Genomic DNA, 16,045 nt, shown 5'->3' on the forward strand with positions numbered 1-16,045 from the left:
GCCTGCGGCGGCTGGATCGGGCGGCAAAATGGGGCGGCAGCAGTGAGGTCAAATGGTTGTTTCGCTTTCGCGCCGCGGTGAGGTCGAGCCGTTCCATGCCATGGACATTCTGGCCGAGGCCAACCGGCTGAAAGCCACTGGCGTGCCGGTCGTTTCCATGGCTGTCGGCCAGCCGTCGGACCCGGCGCCGATCGGCGTAAGAGAGGCTGCGGCCAACGCGCTGAAGATCGGCCGCATCGGCTACACCGACACGTTGGGGCTTGCAGGTCTGCGCAAGGCGATCGCCGAGCATTATGGCGAGCATTACGGGATCGATGTCGCGCCCGGCCGCATCGCCGTGACCACCGGATCGTCCGCCGCCTTCAACCTGGCCTTTCTGGCGATGTTCGATCCGGGCGACCGCGTCGCCATCGCCGCGCCCGGCTATCCGGCCTATCGCAACATCATGGCGGCGCTCGGCATCGAGGTCGTCGAGATCGAACTCGACGGTGACGCCTATCTCCATGCCGAGCATATGAAGACCGCGCACCGGGAAAAACCGTTGAAGGGCGTGCTGTTTGCCAGCCCGGCCAATCCGACCGGCGCCGTCATTCCCGCCGATGAACTGTCGGCGCTGGTGAAAACGGCCGAGGAGCTCGGCATCGCCGTAATCTCCGATGAAATCTACCACCGGCTGGCCTACGCCGCGCCGGACACCACGGCGCTCGCCTATGGCGCGAGCGTGACGGTGATCAATTCGTTTTCGAAATACTATTGCATGACCGGCTGGCGCATCGGCTGGATGGTGCTGCCGCACGAGCTGGTGCGGCCGGTCGAGCGCATTGCCCAGAGCCTCTACATCTCACCGCCGGAACTCTCCCAGATCGCCGCGATCGAGGCGTTCAAGGCGACGCAGGAGCTGGAAGCGGTGAAGGCGCGCTACGCCTGGAACCGCGAGCTTCTGATGCAACGCCTGCCGGAACTCGGCTTCGCCCTGGCCGCCCCCATGGACGGTGCCTTCTATGCCTTTTGCGATGTCACCAGGCACACCAATGACAGCATGGCCTTTGCGCGAAAAATGCTGGCCGAAGCGCATGTGGCGGCGACGCCCGGCCGCGACTTCGATCCGCTGCAGGGGCACCGCACCATGCGCTTTTCCTATGCCGGCAGCCATGACGACATGGTCGAGGCAATGGCGCGCATCGAGCGCTGGCTGAAATAGCGGGGACGAGAATGCCGGAACTCGAACAGGCCCTGGCCGAAGTTGCTGCTGAAATGGCTGGGCGTAGCGATCGCGGCGATGTCGCGACTTACATTCCGCAGCTCGGCAAGGTCGATCCGAAAAAATTCGGTATCGCCGCCGTCACCAATGACGGCCGTGTGCTGATGGCGGGTGACGCTGACGAGGCATTTTCGATCCAGAGCATCTCGAAAGTGTTCACGCTGACCCTGGCGCTCGGCAATGTCGGTGACGCGCTGTGGCAACGCGTCGGGCGCGAGCCCTCTGGCAACCCGTTCAACTCGATCGTTCAGCTAGAACATGAGAACGGCATTCCGCGCAATCCGTTCATCAATGCCGGCGCTATCGTCATTTCCGACATCCTGCTCGCCGGCCACCAGCCGCGCGAGGCGATCGGCGAGATCCTGCGCTTCATCCAGTTCCTGGCCGATGACGAGACGATCATCATTGATCGCGAGGTCGCCGCTTCCGAACGCGCCACCGGCTATCGCAATTTTGCACTTGCCAACTACATGAAATCCTTCGGCAATCTCCACCACGCGCCGGAGCTGGCGCTGGGTGTCTATTTCCACCACTGCGCCATCGCCATGAGCTGCCGGCAGCTGGCGCTGGCCGGTCGCTTCCTTGCCAATGGCGGCAAGAACCCGGCGACCGGACACTCCGTGGTGTCGGCCGAGCGCGCACGCCGCATTGGCGCGATGATGCTGACCTGCGGCCACTATGACGGGTCCGGCGACTTTGCCTTCCGCGTCGGCATTCCCGGCAAGAGCGGCGTCGGCGGCGGCATTTTGGGCATCGTGCCGGGCGTGGCGTCGCTTGCGGTGTGGTCGCCCGGCCTCAACGCCAACGGCAATTCCAAGCTGGGGTCGATCGCGCTGGAAAAGCTGGCGAGGATGATGAACTGGTCGATCTTCGCGCCCTAGGACTTACCGATATTCAGGTGAGGCCGGCCTGCAAATGACTGATCGCTGCGCTTCCGGTGCTTGCATACACTTCGCGCCCTAACGGTTTTCGCCATCCCAAGATGCGAAAATCCCGCGCCGTTGTTTGGATGGCGCGGGATTTTTTTTTATTAGTCAGATAACCAGTCCAAGTGACTGAAAAGCTTAGAAGAAGCCTTTCCTCTGCCACCAGCCGGCGCGCTTCGGCTTTTCCTCGGCTTTGGCCTCGTCGGCGACCGTCGAGGAGACCACCGGCACGACCGGAGCATCCACTGCAACGGGCTTGCGCCGCGACGGGCGGGCCTTCGCCGTTTCCTCTTCGGCCACGGCCGGTTCGGCCGCGACAGGAGCATCGGCCACGGGCTCGTCGGCAGCTTCAGGTGCAGCCTCGGCTACCGTCTCGGCGGCGACTTCAGCTGTGGCCTTCTTCGCCCTCGATGCGCGCTTCTTCTTTGGCTTTTCGGCAGCCGGTTCGTCGTCGTTCGCCGGTACAGGAGCCGCAGCCTCTTCAACCGCTACCGGCTCGCTGGCAATCGCTTCGGCTTCTGAAGCATCCACCACCGAAACGTCAGCGGATTCGCCGGCCTCGGTTTCAGTGCCTTCGCCGTCCTCACGGCGATTGCGCTTGCCGCCGCGCTTGCCGCGCCGGCGTTTCTTGCCCTGGGCGTCGTCCGACGCTTCCACCGTTTCGACGACGCCGACCACCGGTGCCTCGTCGTCAGTGTCCGCGCCGTCATGGCTTGCCGCCTGAGTGATGCCATCGGTTGGCGTCGAGGCAGAAGCGCCTTCAGAAGGCGCGCCATGCTCGCGATCGCGATCCTTGCCACCACGCCGTCTGCGGCGCTTGCGGCGCTTGCGATCGCGGCCTTCGCCGTTTTCTTCACCGCCGGCAGGCCGCGGCTGCTGTTGCTGCGGCTGCTGGCGTGGCTGTTCGGCCTGCACAGGTGCCTCGTCTTCTTCCACCTCGACGACGATCTCGTCCTCGGGCTCTTCCGGTTCGACATAGGCCGGGAAGCTGCGCGCTTCGACAAAGCCCTCCGGCTTTTCAGCCAGCGCGCCGCGGAAGATCGCATAGTGCTGCACACCGACCGTATCGTCGGCCTCGATGGTGATGGTCAGGCCGAAACGGCTTTCGAGTTCCACCAGCGTGCCGCGCTTATGGTTGAGCACGTAGAGCGCGGTCGCCGCCGGCGTCCGCACGGTGATGTGGCTGCGCGAATCCTTGAGCAGGAATTCCTCGATCGCCCGCACCACCATCAGGGCGACCGACGAATCGGAGCGCACATGGCCGGTGCCGCCGCAATGCGGGCAAGGCTTCATCGTCGATTCCAGCACGCTGGCGCGGATGCGCTGGCGCGACATCTCCATCAGGCCGAAATGCGAGATGCGGCCGACCTGGATGCGGGCGCGATCGTTCTTGAGGTGATCCTTCAGCCGCTTTTCGACGGAGCGGTTGTTGCGGTTCTCCTCCATATCGATGAAGTCGATGACGATCAGGCCGGCGAGATCGCGCAACCTAAGCTGACGCGCGACTTCCTCGGCCGCTTCCAGATTGGTGTGAAGGGCGGTGTCCTCGATCGAGTGCTCCTTGGTGGAGCGGCCCGAATTGACGTCGATGGCGACCAGCGCTTCGGTCTGGTTGATGATGATGTAGCCGCCGCTTTTCAGCGTCACCTGCGGCTGCAGCATGCGGTCGAGCTGCGCCTCGATGCCATTGCGCACGAAGATCGGCGTCGTGTCGCGGAACGGCTGAACCACCTTGGCGTGGCTCGGCATCAGCATGCGCATGAAGTCCTTGGCCTCGCGATAGCCTTCCTCGCCGGAGACAAGAATCTCGTCGATGTCCTTGTTGTAGAGGTCGCGCACCGAGCGCTTGATCAGGCTGCCTTCCTCGTAGACGAGGGCAGGGGCGGTGGATTGCAGCGTCAGATTGCGGACATTTTCCCAAAGCCGCATCAGATATTCGTAATCGCGCTTGATTTCGGCCTTGGTGCGGCTTTCGCCGGCGGTGCGCAGGATGACGCCCATGCCCTGCGGCACTTCGAGATCGGCGACGACCTCCTTGAGGCGCTTGCGGTCGACGGCGCTGGTGATCTTGCGCGAAATGCCGCCGCCACGCGCGGTGTTCGGCATCAGCACCGAATAGCGGCCTGCAAGCGATAGATAGGTGGTGAGTGCAGCACCCTTGTTGCCGCGCTCTTCCTTGACGACCTGGACCAGCAGGATCTGGCGGCGCTTGATGACTTCCTGGATCTTGTACTGGCGGCGCACCGGCTTGCGGCGGTTGCGCACTTCTTCCAGCGCGTCCTCGGCGCCGACCGATTCGACCTCGTGGTCGTCAGGATGCGAGGACTGCACCTCTTCCAGCATGCCGCGGTCATTGTCGCTGGACGTGGCTTCGCCACTTGCGTCACTGGAGGTGGCTTCGCCACTCGGCTCTGCCTGCGTCACGGCTTCGGAAATCACATCCGCTTCGACGCTTGCCGCGATGGAAGTGGGGCCGCCCTCGGAAGGTTCTGTCTCGCCATGATCTGCGGCCTCGTCGTGCCCGGCTTCGTGCCCGGCCGTATCCGGCGAGGTGTCGGCATGTTCGGGAGCGGCGCCTTCGGCGACGGCGTCACCGCCGGTGTCGCCATTTTCGCCGCTGTCGTCGGAATCGGCACCGGCATCGCGCTTGTTTTCACCGCGCTCGCGACCTTTACCGCCGCGACGACGTCCGCGCCGCCCGCGATCGCGGTTCTGGCGGTCGTCGCCATCGCCGTCCTCATCCTCTTCGTCCTGGGCTTCCTGCGCTTCCGCGCGCAGCAGCGCCTGACGATCGGCGACCGGGATCTGGTAGTAGTCGGGGTGTATTTCACTGAAGGCGAGAAAACCGTGACGGTTGCCGCCATATTCGACAAAGGCTGCCTGAAGGGAAGGTTCGACGCGCGTTACGCGGGCGAGGTAGATGTTACCTTTGAGCTGCTTCTTGTCCTGGGATTCAAAGTCGAATTCTTCAATACGGTTACCGCGAACGACGACAACGCGTGTTTCCTCCGGGTGGGAGGCGTCTATCAGCATCTTGTTGGGCATTATTTCGTTTCCCCCCGGCAGCCGCCAGCTGCAGCTTGCGAGGCAAAGCCCGCCGCTGTGTGGCTGGAAGATTATGGGTGCCGGACAATTGAACGTCCGCCGGCCGCCGGCTGAGCGCCATGGCGGTGCCGCCCGCAGCCATAATGGCGCGGTTTGATGCGGACCTTTCCATGATTGCGCTTGAAGCCATCGTCACCAGCAGAACCTTTTGAACCAAAGCCCGGAAAAAACCGGACCAGCTTGTTTGCTCTTACAGAGCCGGCACGGGACGAACCCGGCCGTTTTCCTCACGCAGGCGATTCCCCCGCCACGGGCGCACACCTGCGAAATTCGTCGCGATCACCTGAACCCTTTTCGCTGGAAGCGAAAGGAGCCGCCTTTCATCTGACCTGTAGCAGGAAGCTGCGGGAGAAGCGGTTCCAGGATTGCAGTGATCCACCATCGCTTTTATGATTTGGCGGGGTGGAAGGCAACCCCGATTTAGGATGCCGGCAAAAAGCAGTGCCCTTAGGGAAGCTCAGGCCTCTATCCCTGGATGAAAAGGCTTGGTTAACCTTCTCTATATACCAATCGTTAATCGAGTTCGCGGCCTAACCGGCACTTCGACAAAACGACCCGGCGCCAGGCGCCAAACCCGGGAGCGACTGGAGAAAGATGGGACTGGCAGGCAGCACAGACAAGGGGCGTTGCGGCTGGGGGGATTTGGCCCGCGCCGGCTGTGTTCTTTTGCTGATGGCGGCTTGCCTGGTTTTTTCGCCGCTTTGCCGCGCCGCCGACGCGCCGCTCGGCGCGACCAGCTACAAAATGGCGGGCGATGCCACCAAGATGCGCATCGTCATGACTTTCGACCGCGAGCCGGAGATCAAATGGTTTCTGCTGCGCGGTCCCAACCGTCTGGTCATCGACCTGCCACGCACCGCGTTCGCCATCAATGCCAAGGATGTGAAAGCGCGCGGCCTGGTCAAGGGCGTGCGCTACGGCGACCTTGGCGAGGGGGCTTCGCGGCTGATCCTCACCGGCAAGGGGCCGTTTTCGGTCGACAAGCTCGACGTGCTCAAGAACGAGGATGGCAATGGCTATCGCATCGCCATCGACATGTCGGCGGCCTCCGAACGCGAATTCGACGCTGCACTCGCCGATCAGGCGCTGACCACCGGCTCGACGGTCTCGAGCGACAAGGGCGGCAGGGTCGGCACCGGGCCGATCTCCAATCCAGGTCATCGCTTCACGGTGGTCATCGATCCCGGCCACGGCGGCATTGACGGCGGCGCCGAGGGCCTCAACKGCACGATCGAAAAGAACGTTACGCTCGCTTTTGCCACGGAGCTGCGCGACAAGCTCGCGGCAATCGGCAAATACGATGTGTTCATGACGCGCGAGACCGACGAGTTCCTGCGGCTGGACGACCGCGTGCGCATTGCCCGCCAGCACGAGGCCGACCTGCTGATTTCGATCCACGCCGACACGATCAGCGTCAAGGGCATTCGCGGCGCCACCGTCTACACTGTATCCGACAAGGCGTCTGACCCCGAAGCGCAGGCGCTGGCCGACCGTGAAAACCTATCCGACCAGTTCGCCGGCATGGTGATCAAGGACGACAACAAGGAAGTCACCGACATCCTGATCGACCTGATCCGGCGCGAGACCCACAATTTCTCGATGAGTTTTGCGCACACTTTGGTCGGCCAGCTTTCCACCAGCGTTGGCCTGATCAACAATCCACAGCGTTCGGCCGGCTTCAAGGTGCTGAAGGCGCCGGACGTTCCGTCAGTGCTGGTCGAGCTCGGCTATCTCTCGAATGCGAAGGACGAGGCGCAACTGCTCGATGCCGATTGGCGCGGCAAGGCAGCGCAGAGCATAACCAACGCCGTGGCGCTGTTTGCCTCTGCCAGGAGCGGAACCGGAACCGGGGGTTGACATGGTTGCCGCCGCCTACAACCAGAGGCAGCGTTGCCCGACGACAACACCAGGCACATTTATTTCCAGCACTGGTGGCCGAAATCCCGCGCTGCCCCATTTTGTCCACATGGTGGCGACATGGGTTTTCGATTACGGATTGGGACCGTTTCGAAAGCTTGCGCGAAAGGCGGCTTCGTCTAGGGAATTCCCGAACCAAGGACTGGAGCGGGCATGATTCGTCTTATTGGCTATTTCTTCGGCATTGGCACGACGCTGGCCCTTTTGGTCGCGGCGGGCGTGGCGATCTATATCGGCCATTTGGCGAAGGATCTGCCCGACTACGAAGTGCTGGCCAAGTACGAACCGCCGGTGACCACCCGTATCCATGCCTCCGACGGCGCGCTGATGGCCGAATATGCGCGCGAGCGGCGCCTTTACTTGCCGATCCAGGCCATTCCGGATCGCGTCAAGGCGGCCTTCCTGTCGGCAGAGGACAAAAATTTCTACAACCATCCCGGCATCGACGTGACCGGTCTTGGCCGCGCGGTCATCGTCAATCTGCAGAATCTCGGCTCCGGCAAGCGCCAGGTCGGCGCCTCGACGATCACCCAGCAGGTGGCGAAGAACTTCCTGTTGTCCTCGGACCAGACCTATGAGCGCAAAATCAAGGAGATGATCCTCGCCTTCCGCATCGAGCAGGCCTATTCGAAGGACCGCATTCTCGAGCTCTATCTGAACGAGATCTTCTTCGGCTTCGGCGCCTATGGCGTCGCCGGTGCAGCGCTCACCTATTTCGACAAGTCGGTGAACGAGCTCACCGTGGCGGAAGCGGCCTATCTGGCTTCGCTGCCGAAAGGGCCGAACAACTATCATCCCTTCAAGCATGCCGACCGCGCGCTCGAGCGCCGCAACTGGGTCATCGACCAGATGGTCGAGAACGGCTACGTGACACGCGAAGAAGGCGACAAGGCCAAGGCCGAGCCGCTTGGCGTCACGCCGCGCCGCACTGGCAACTATCTGTTCGCGGGCGAATATTTCACCGAGGAAGTGCGCCGCCAGATCATCGCCCGCTACGGCGAGAATGCGCTCTACGAGGGCGGCCTGTCCGTGCGCACCACGCTCGATCCGAAAATGCAGCTCATCGCCCGCACGGCGATGCAGAACGGCCTGATGAAGTTCGACACGCTGCGCGGCTATCGCGGCCCGGTGACGAACATCGACGTCTCCGGCGACTGGGGCGTGCCGCTGGGCGCCGTCAAGGGGCTGGAGGACGTGCCCGAATGGTCGCTCGCCGTCGTGCTGGACAGCTCTGACGAAGGCCTGTCGATCGGCCTGCAGCCGACGCGGCAGATCTCGGGTGAGATCGTCAAGGAGCGTGTCGAAGGCACCGTCAGCAAGGACGACATGGGCTTTGCCATGCGCCATGTGGTCGACGGCAAGACCGTCAAGGCCAAGTCGCCGGCAGACGTGCTGAAGCCGGGCGACGTCATTTTCGTGCAGAAGAACGACGGCACCGAGGGCGCCTACAGCCTGCGCCAGATTCCGGAAGTGGAAGGCGGCATGATCGCCATGGATCCGCATACCGGCCGTGTTCTGGCCATGGTGGGCGGCTTCTCCTACGCGCAGTCGGAATTCAACCGCGCCACGCAGGCCATGCGTCAGCCGGGCTCGTCGTTCAAGCCGATCGTCTACTCGGCTGCGCTCGACAACGGCTATACGCCGGCCTCGGTGATCATGGACGGACCGATCACCATCCAGAGCGGCAACACGACCTGGACGCCGAAGAATTATGACGGCGGGGCGGCGGGTCCGGCGACATTGCGCTCCGGCATCGAAAAGTCGCGCAACCTGATGACGGTGCGGCTGGCCAACGACATGGGCATGAAGCTGGTCGTGGAATATGCCGAGCGCTTCGGCGTCTATGACCATCTGGCGCCGTATCTGCCGATGGCGCTGGGCTCCGGCGAAACGACGGTGATGCGCATGGTGTCGGCCTATTCGATCATGGCCAATGGCGGCAAGGCGATCAAACCCTCGCTGATCGATCGCATTCAGGACCGCTACGGCAAAACCGTGTTCAAGCAGGACGAGCGCGGCTGCGAAGGCTGCAACGCGCCCGAATGGCAGAACCAGCCGGAGCCGGAACTGGTCGACAATGCCGAGCAGGTGCTCGATCCGATGACCGCCTACCAGATCACCTCGATGATGGAAGGCGTTGTCCAGCGCGGTACCGGCGCCACCATCGCCGAACTTGGCCGGCATATCGCCGGCAAGACGGGTACGACAAACGACGAGAAGGATGCCTGGTTCATTGGCTACACGCCGAACCTCGTCGTCGGGCTCTACATGGGCTACGACACGCCGCGTGGCCTTGGCCACGGCGCAACCGGCGGCGGCCTCGCGGCGCCGATCTTCAAGAATTTCATGCGCGTGGCGTTGGACGGCACGCCCAATGTCGACTTCAAGGTGCCGGAAGGCATGAACCTCATCGCCATCAATCGCAAGACCGGCATGCGGGCAGGCGAGGGCGAGGCGGGCACCATCATCGAAGCCTTCAAGCCGGGCACCGGCCCCGCCGACAGCTATTGGGTGATCGGCATGGGCGCAGACGGCTCCAACGGCGCCGGCGGACCGCTGTCGCCGCAAGCCACGCAAGCCATCCAGTCGACCGGCGGCGGGCTGTTCTGACACGCTGACACTCGAAACGGGGCTGGCTTTCGCGCCAGCCCATTTCGCTTTACAGGCGGCGGTGCCGTGCCTATGTATCGCGCCGACCAAAGCGCCATTCCAGCAACAGGACAGAACAGCCAGCCATGCGCGCGGAAACGCAGAATATTGTCGATGAAATCAGGCAGGCGATAACCCTGCTGAGGAGGCATCTTTGACTGGGATCAGGCCATAAAGCGGCTTGAGTACCTCAATGTGCGCGCCGAGGATTCGAGCCTCTGGAACGACCCGCTGGAAGCACAGAAGCTTATGCGTGAGCGCCAGGGCCTCGAGGACGGCATCGCCGGCGTCAAGAGCCTGACCCAGGCGCTGGAAGACAATATCGGCCTGATCGGGCTTGGCGAGGAAGAGGGCGACGAGAGCGTCATCGCCGAGGCGGAGGCGTCGCTGCGCTCGATGCAGGGCGAGGCGAAGGCTCGCCAGGTCGAGACGCTGCTGTCGGGCGAGGCGGACGCCAACGACACCTATCTCGAAGTCCACGCCGGCGCCGGCGGCACGGAGAGCCAGGACTGGGCCTCGATGCTGCTGCGCATGTACACACGCTGGGCCGAGCGCCGCCGCTTCAAGGTCGAAGTGCTGGAAGTGCATGACGGTGAAGAGGCCGGCATCAAGTCCGCCACCTTGCTGATCAAGGGCCACAATGCCTATGGCTGGCTGAAGACGGAGTCGGGCGTTCATCGCCTGGTGCGCATCTCGCCCTATGACAGCAATGCGCGCCGCCATACGTCCTTCTCCAGCATCTGGGTCTATCCAGTCGTCGATGACAGGATCGAGATCGACGTCTCTGAATCCGACGTGCGCATCGACACCTACCGCTCGTCCGGTTCGGGCGGCCAGCACGTCAACACGACGGATTCGGCGGTTCGCATCACCCATATCGCCACCGGTATTGCGGTCGCCTGTCAGGCCGAGCGCTCGCAGCACAAGAACAAGGCCAAGGCCTGGGAAATGCTGCGCTCGCGGCTTTATGAGGAAGAGCTCAAGAAGCGTGAAGCGGTGGCCAACGCCACCGAGGCGTCCAAGAGCGATATCGGCTGGGGCCACCAGATCCGCTCCTACGTGCTGCAGCCCTACCAGCTGGTGAAGGACCTGCGCACCGGGGTCGAGAGCACCAGCCCGTCGAGCGTGCTCGACGGCGACCTCGACGATTTCATGGAGGCGTCGCTGTCGCAGCGCATTGAGGGCGGCGCCGGCGAAGTGGTGGCGGATATCGACTGACGGCGTGCGCCGCGGTCGAACAGCACCCCTTCGGCTCAATCGCGGCAAGCGCCAATCGGCGTTTGGGCTGCGGCATTGTGGACGCAGCATTTTCTTGCGCCGACTCATAAATCGGCTCACCATCCCCGTGGTTTAAAAGCATTTATGGCCGGACGCGGCATATCTGCGAGCCGACGATCGGCCACTGGGAAGAACACGTTCCGGGAACGGGCAAGCGAAACGCTTGATGCTCGTTTGAAAGGAACGTTTCCATGTCTGCTGCCACATCCAGATCGGCCAGCGCCGTTCGACCGGCTGGCCGACTTCTGTTTTCCCTGTTCGCAATCGGCGCGACCGCAATGCTGACGGCATCTGCCTTCGCCCATGACGCCACGCCTACCAAGTCGATGCCGCAAGGCTGGTCTTATCCATTCGCGTGCTGTGCCAACTATGATTGCCGTACGACCCATACGGGCGAGGTGCTGGAAAAGCCCGAGGGTTATGTGATTGCCGGCACGGGTGAGGTTGTTCCGATGAGCGACAAGCGCGTCAAGGATAGCCCGGACGGCGAGTTCCACTGGTGCGCTCATCAAGCTGGTCTCGACGCCGGCAAGACGATCTGCCTGTTCGTGCCGCCGCGCTCTTATTAGCACTGCTCGGCTCGTTCGAGCAAAGCCTGCTGACAGACAGTTGTCAGGAGCACTTCTCTATGCTGCCTTGTCGCACAGGCGGCGGGCAAAGGAGAGGAATGCGCTTATGACCATAAAGGCAAGCTGTCACTGCAAGGCGACGACATTCGAGGTTTCGGAGGCGCCGCAAACGGTGACGCGCTGCACCTGTTCCTTCTGCTCGAAGCGCGGGTCGCTGTGGGCCTACTACACGCCCTCGCAGTTCAAGCTCACCAGCCCGATCGAAAATGTCTCTTTCTATCTTTGGGGGTCGAAAACCGTGAAACACGGTTTTTGCGCCACCTGCGGCTGCGGCACTTTCACCGAGACGCCGGACTGGTCGACCGGCGAGCCGGATTTCGACAATCCGAAGGTCAGCGTTAATTCACGTCTGTTCGACGATTTCGACCTCGACAAAGTCGAAGTGGTCGTCATCGACGGCAAGAATCTCTGGTAGCCGATCAATCTCGCAGGCGGCGCGGAATTGCACCGGGAAAAGCCGTGATCAGAGCTTGGGTAGTGGCGTTCCAAAATGCTCTGGTCAATGGACAATCTTTGCGAGAAGATGATGCGGTTGCACCGAAAGGCGGGCCGTACAAAACGAAAGACGTAGTCTGATGCCGATAAAAGATAGTACCTGGCGGGTCGCGTGAAACGCGCGTTTCTATTCGGGCTCACGGCCCAGCTAATCCTCACTGGCGCGCTCTTTCTTGTTTTTGATGATCTGATGCTTCCAATGACGCGGTCTCCGGTCATTGGCATTGTCGCATTGGGTTTGGGCGTCGCGAGCGCATTTTTCGCCTGGAAGGCGATCCCTCATCCGTCCTGGCTGGTCAAAATCGGGATGGGGATTGCCGGCTTTCTTGCCATATTCGTGGCAATCCCCATCATTGAAGTCGTCGTCGTGCTGATCATTCCGCTTATTTCAAACTGAGACACCGCCGGCGCTTTTGCCGTTCCGTTTTTTGCCGCATTTCATGTTACAAGTCGCCGGAAGGGCTGAAACGGCGCGCCTGTGGCGCGACCGCCGATTGGAGAGGGACCATCCTATGAAAAAGACTTTGCTCGTCGTCGTGGCGACGGCCGTGCTCGTGAGCGCCTGCACCACCACCGATCCGTATACCGGGGAGCAGAAGGTTTCCAACACCGCGGCCGGCGCCGGTCTTGGCGCCCTCGCGGGGGCGGGTCTCGGCCTGCTTGCCGGCGGCAATGACCGCCGCAATGCGTTGATCGGCGCCGGCATCGGCGCGCTGGCTGGCGGCGCGATCGGCGCCACGATGGACCAGAACGAGGCCGAACTGCGCCGGCAGCTTCAGGGCACCGGCGTCAGCGTCACCCGTACCGGTGACCAGATCATTCTCAACATGCCGTCCGATATCACCTTCAACGTCGACCAGGACGCGGTGAAGCCCGGCTTCTACCAGGTGCTGAATTCGGTCGCCCTGGTGTTGAACAAGTTCCGCCAGACCACAGTCGACGTTTTCGGCCACACCGATTCGACCGGTGGCGACGAGCACAATTTCGACCTGTCGCAGCGCCGCGCGCTGGCGGTCGCCAACTACCTCTCGGGCCAGGGCGTCGATTCGCGCCGTTTCGCCGTCACCGGCTTCGGCAAGACCCGCCCGGTCGCATCCAACGCGACGGCCCAGGGCCGCGCACAGAACCGGCGCGTCGAGATCCAGCTGTCGCCACTCACCTGAGCTGTTCGGCAAGCGAATGCGAAACGGCCCCCACGTCGGGGCCGTTTTTGTTTGGGCAGAGTTGCCGCTTCAGATTGGTGCGCCATTAAATTAGCTACCTCTAAAGAGCTGCTTTCCCGCAGCCAGGGAAAGGAATAGCATCGTCGCTGTTCCGGAGGGGATGAGGCGGTACAAACTGGCCGCGCAATCAGCATTTTTCCGCCTCGGTCTTGCACGGCCAGATCAGAAAATCTGGGAGGAATGCATGACAAGAACAACAAGCCTTGGGCGCTGCGCCGTCCTCGCTATGACAAGTCTCGTAGGCTCATGGTTGGGCGTCGCTATGGCTCAAGCCGAGGATGCCAACAAGGCCGACATCGATGCCTTGAAAAAATCGCTCGCCAAATATGAAGACTACACCGCCGCCGTCCGCGACCTTTATCTGTCGACAGTCGGCTGCGTCTACTACAGCGGAGAAAAGATAGCGGGCGCGATGGATTACCCGAAGGGCGCCATGGGTATCCATTTCGTCAACGTGCCGAGCATCGGCCAGAAACTCGATCCGATGCACCCCAATGTGCTGATCTACGAGCCGACGAAAAAGGGCCTGCACCTGGTCGGGGTGGAATGGCTGGTGCCGCTGACGCCGGACATCAAAGCGCCGCCGAAGCTGTTTGGCCAAACGTTCATGGGCCCGATGGAGGGACACTATCCGCTCATCCCGAGGGAGTTCGTCCACTACGACCTTCACGCCTGGCTCAAGGACAATCCGAACGGCATGTTCAGCCCGACCAACCCGAACGTGAAATGCAACAAGGCCGAGTTTCCGATGCTCGAGAAACCGACCAAGATGATGCCTGGGCCGATGTGACGGGCGAACCAGGCCAGGAGGTTTTGCCGAGAAGGCAAGCCGGATGGCCGGCTTGCCTTCGAAGGCGGTCGGGGATCAGACCTTGGCGACGATCCGCATGAAGGCCGGCATGTCGTCGCCGAAGCCGACGGTCGAGTCGTTGTCTTCCTGGCGGTGGCGGGCAGGGCGGCTGGTGTTATCGCGCTGCGGCCTGGTGTCGCCGCGTTCCGGTGCGCGCTGCTCGTTGCGATCGGAAGCCTTGCGTTCGGTGTTCTCGGAACGGATCGATTCCTTGCGCGCCCGCCGCTCGCCAATATCGGCGACCGCGGCCTCGGCCACGACCGGCACGTCCTCGAGTGCTGCTTGCGGTGCCGATTCTTCGGCAGGCTTGGCGTGGCGCTCGCGTGGTTTGCGCTCGCCGCGCTGCTTGCGGTCATCGTCCTTGCGGCCGGCGCGGCGCGGCGCGCCGCGGCCACGGCGGGGAGCATCGTCCTCACCGCCCTCGCTGGCGACGACCGTCGACAGGTCGCCATCATGCCATTCGATCTTGTTGCCGATCAGCCGTTCGATGGCGTCGATGTATTTGGTGTCCGACTTGGTGGCGATGGTGAAGGACTTGCCCGAGCGGCCGGCGCGGCCGGTACGGCCGATGCGGTGGACATAGTCCTCGGCATGGATCGGCACATCGTAGTTGAAGACATGGCTGACATCGGGGATGTCGAGACCGCGCGCCGCGACGTCCGAAGCGACGAGGTAGCGCAGCTTGCCGTCACGGAAATTGGCCAGCATCTGCATGCGGGCGCGCTGGTCCATGTCGCCATGCAAGGCGCCGGCATCGAAATCATACTTCAACAGCGAGCGGAACAGCTCCGAGACCTCGACCTTGCGGTTGCAGAAGATGATGGCGTTCTTCAGCCCTTCGTCCTCGGCCTTCATCAAATTGCGCAGCGTCTCGCGCTTGTCCCACGGCTTCGAGCCCGACTTGACCAGCCGCTGGATGATGTTGGTGGCGGCGGATGCGGCCTTAGAAACCTCGACGCGGATCGGCGCGTGCAGGAACTTTTCGGTGAGCTTGGTGATTTCGGGCGGCATCGTCGCCGAGAAGAACAGCGTCTGCCTGGTGAACGGGATCATCTCGCAGATACGTTCGATGTCGGGGATGAAGCCCATGTCGAGCATGCGGTCGGCCTCGTCGATGACGAGGATCTCGACGCCGTTGAGCAACAGCTTGCCGCGCTCGCGATGGTCGAGCAGGCGGCCGGGTGTCGCGATCAGCACGTCGGCGCCACGCTCCAGCTTCTTGTCCTGCTCGTCGAACGACACGCCGCCGATCAGCAGGGCGATGTTGAGCTTGTGGTTCTTGCCGTATCTGATGAAATTTTCTTCGACCTGCGCGGCAAGCTCGCGCGTCGGCTCCAGAATCAGCGTGCGCGGCATGCGAGCGCGGGCCCGGCCTTTTTCAAGGCGGGTCAGCATCGGCAGCACGAAGGAAGCCGTCTTGCCGGTGCCGGTCTGGGCGATGCCCAGAATGTCCTTGCCGAGCAAGGCATGCGGGATGGCGCCAGCCTGAATCGGCGTCGGCTCGGTGTAGCCGGCATCGGTGACTGCGGAAAGGACCTTCGGCGACAGGCCGAGGTCTGCGAAGGTCAACGCTTCTTGAGCGGTCGTTGTGTCTGAGGACAAGTGTTGTTGTCTTTGGCTGGTTCGGGGAAGCGCAACGGCATCCGTCGCGGCAAGCGCCACGCGCCTGCAAGATTGGTATTGCGATTAGGCGCAAGCCCGCGATTTGTCAA

Annotated in this window: 12 protein-coding genes; 10 read left to right on the plus strand and 2 right to left on the minus strand. The window is 62.6% G+C overall.

Annotation, left to right across the window (positions count from 1 at the left end):
- The first annotated feature begins 52 nt into the window (after positions 1-52).
- Together AC1DVW_RS23935 and AC1DVW_RS23940 are read left to right on the plus strand one after the other, a co-directional pair.
- Positions 53-1,201: a pyridoxal phosphate-dependent aminotransferase gene (locus AC1DVW_RS23935; protein WP_477326404.1), complete on the plus strand. Its 1,149-nt coding sequence runs from the start codon at positions 53-55 to the stop codon at positions 1,199-1,201.
- Between the two features lie 11 nt (positions 1,202-1,212).
- Positions 1,213-2,142, plus strand: a complete 930-nt coding sequence (locus AC1DVW_RS23940) for a glutaminase (protein WP_477277404.1) — start codon at positions 1,213-1,215, stop codon at positions 2,140-2,142.
- Between the two features lie 183 nt (positions 2,143-2,325).
- Here AC1DVW_RS23940 and AC1DVW_RS23945 read toward each other — a convergent pair whose 3' ends face one another.
- Positions 2,326-5,232, minus strand: a complete 2,907-nt coding sequence (locus tag AC1DVW_RS23945) for an Rne/Rng family ribonuclease (RefSeq protein ID WP_477326406.1) — start codon at positions 5,230-5,232, stop codon at positions 2,326-2,328.
- 654 nt (positions 5,233-5,886) lie between these two features.
- On the opposite strand from AC1DVW_RS23945, the gene AC1DVW_RS23950 reads away from it, so the two are divergent.
- From AC1DVW_RS23950 to AC1DVW_RS23985, 8 genes are all read left to right on the plus strand, one after another.
- Entirely contained in the window at positions 5,887-7,149 is a 1,263-nt protein-coding gene (locus AC1DVW_RS23950) for an N-acetylmuramoyl-L-alanine amidase (RefSeq protein ID WP_477326408.1), read from the plus strand.
- A 213-nt stretch (positions 7,150-7,362) separates the two neighbouring features.
- On the plus strand, positions 7,363-9,819 hold the full coding sequence (locus AC1DVW_RS23955; RefSeq protein ID WP_477277410.1) for a penicillin-binding protein 1A: 2,457 nt from the start codon (positions 7,363-7,365) through the stop codon (positions 9,817-9,819).
- Positions 9,820-9,944: 125 nt separating this feature from the next.
- Positions 9,945-11,076 (plus strand): peptide chain release factor 2 gene (prfB, locus tag AC1DVW_RS23960; RefSeq protein ID WP_477248981.1). Its coding sequence is split into 2 segments (ribosomal slippage): positions 9,945-10,010 and positions 10,012-11,076, totalling 1,131 coding nucleotides; the frame shifts between segments, so codons are not numbered across the junction.
- Positions 11,077-11,327: 251 nt separating this feature from the next.
- Positions 11,328-11,705, plus strand: coding sequence for a hypothetical protein (locus AC1DVW_RS23965; RefSeq protein WP_477248979.1), 378 nt, complete (start codon positions 11,328-11,330; stop codon positions 11,703-11,705).
- Positions 11,706-11,811: 106 nt separating this feature from the next.
- Positions 11,812-12,180, plus strand: a complete 369-nt coding sequence (locus AC1DVW_RS23970) for a GFA family protein (RefSeq protein WP_477326410.1) — start codon at positions 11,812-11,814, stop codon at positions 12,178-12,180.
- A gap of 192 nt (positions 12,181-12,372) precedes the next feature.
- Complete coding sequence (locus AC1DVW_RS23975) at positions 12,373-12,657, plus strand: hypothetical protein (protein WP_477326412.1); 285 nt, start codon at positions 12,373-12,375, stop codon at positions 12,655-12,657.
- Between the two features lie 115 nt (positions 12,658-12,772).
- Complete coding sequence (locus tag AC1DVW_RS23980; RefSeq protein ID WP_477248974.1) at positions 12,773-13,423, plus strand: YiaD family glycine zipper/OmpA-like lipoprotein; 651 nt, start codon at positions 12,773-12,775, stop codon at positions 13,421-13,423.
- A 244-nt stretch (positions 13,424-13,667) separates the two neighbouring features.
- Positions 13,668-14,273 (plus strand): hypothetical protein, encoded by a 606-nt coding sequence (locus AC1DVW_RS23985; protein ID WP_477326414.1) that lies wholly within the window; start codon positions 13,668-13,670, stop codon positions 14,271-14,273.
- Positions 14,274-14,348: 75 nt separating this feature from the next.
- Here AC1DVW_RS23985 and AC1DVW_RS23990 read toward each other — a convergent pair whose 3' ends face one another.
- A complete protein-coding gene (locus AC1DVW_RS23990) occupies positions 14,349-15,935 on the minus strand; it encodes a DEAD/DEAH box helicase (RefSeq protein ID WP_477326416.1) in 1,587 nt (528 codons plus the stop codon).
- Between the last annotated feature and the right edge of the window lie 110 nt (positions 15,936-16,045).

The organism is Mesorhizobium sp. P3_B5 (assembly GCF_056402815.1).

Bases quoted from the DNA above. Each gene is read 5' to 3' on its own strand.
- AC1DVW_RS23970 (WP_477326410.1), top strand. From the start codon at position 11,812: ATGACCATAAAGGCAAGCTGTCACTGCAAGGCGACGACATTCGAGGTT.
- AC1DVW_RS23985 (WP_477326414.1), top strand. From the start codon at position 13,668: ATGACAAGAACAACAAGCCTTGGGCGCTGCGCCGTCCTCGCTATGACA.
- AC1DVW_RS23940 (WP_477277404.1), top strand. From the start codon at position 1,213: ATGCCGGAACTCGAACAGGCCCTGGCCGAAGTTGCTGCTGAAATGGCT.
- AC1DVW_RS23980 (WP_477248974.1), top strand. From the start codon at position 12,773: ATGAAAAAGACTTTGCTCGTCGTCGTGGCGACGGCCGTGCTCGTGAGC.
- AC1DVW_RS23945 (WP_477326406.1), bottom strand. From the start codon at position 5,232: ATGCCCAACAAGATGCTGATAGACGCCTCCCACCCGGAGGAAACACGC.
- AC1DVW_RS23935 (WP_477326404.1), top strand. From the start codon at position 53: ATGGTTGTTTCGCTTTCGCGCCGCGGTGAGGTCGAGCCGTTCCATGCC.
- AC1DVW_RS23955 (WP_477277410.1), top strand. From the start codon at position 7,363: ATGATTCGTCTTATTGGCTATTTCTTCGGCATTGGCACGACGCTGGCC.
- AC1DVW_RS23965 (WP_477248979.1), top strand. From the start codon at position 11,328: ATGTCTGCTGCCACATCCAGATCGGCCAGCGCCGTTCGACCGGCTGGC.